At 34.2% G+C, this 811-nt stretch carries 1 protein-coding gene; it reads left to right on the top strand.

The window, feature by feature from the left end; all coding sequences use genetic code 11:
* Positions 1 to 59: 59 nt before the first annotated feature.
* The coding region (locus IAI56_RS15805; protein WP_187658773.1) for an IS256 family transposase at positions 60 to 811 on the top strand (752 nt) is incomplete at its 3' end.

Below are 811 nucleotides of genomic sequence, written 5' to 3'. Positions count from 1 at the left end.
TCAATAAACTGTGTCAAATATAAAAAATAGAAGGATGAATTTTTTAAATTTGATTTATTATGAGCGAACAATTCGATTTTGCGTCTTTCTCTAAGTCAGCCATAGAGAAATTAAAGCAAGGCAAGCCTTTGACAGGTACAGATGGTGTTTTTACACCGCTTTTAAAAATGATTTTAGAAGCTTCACTTGAGAGTGAAATAACAGATCACGTGCAAGAGACTAAGTCAGAAAAAAACAGGCGTAACGGTAAAGGAACCAAAACAATTACCAGTGGTTTAGGAAGTTTTGAATTAGAAACACCCAGAGATCGTAATGGTAGCTTTGAACCACAGACGGTTCCTAAGCGTCAGGTTAGTATCAGTAGTGATATTGACAAAAAAATCATTGGTTTATATGGTTTAGGAATGAGCTATTCAGATATTCAAAATCATTTAAAGGAAATGTATGATTTTGAAGTCTCAAATGGTACAATAAGCAGCATTACAGATCGAATATTACCTGAAATTAAAGAATGGCAAAATAGACCTTTGGAAAGCGTTTATCCTTTGATTTGGCTTGATGCAATGCATTACAAAGTTAGAGACGAAGGTCAAGTTAAGAGTAAAGCTATCTATTCCATTTTAGGCGTTACAATAGAGGGGCAAAAGGAAGTTTTAGGTATCTATTTTGGTAACTCAGAAAGTAGTAGTTTTTGGCGTCAAGTGCTAAATGATTTACAAAATAGAGGATTAGAAGATGTATTTATCGCATGTATCGATAACTTATCAGGCTTTGGAGATGCTATTGAAGACTATTACCCCAAAACAGAGGT

This window comes from Flavobacterium macrobrachii (assembly GCF_014486675.1).
Classification (GTDB): domain Bacteria; phylum Bacteroidota; class Bacteroidia; order Flavobacteriales; family Flavobacteriaceae; genus Flavobacterium; species Flavobacterium macrobrachii.
This window is presented reverse-complemented; position numbering and strand designations above follow the sequence as displayed.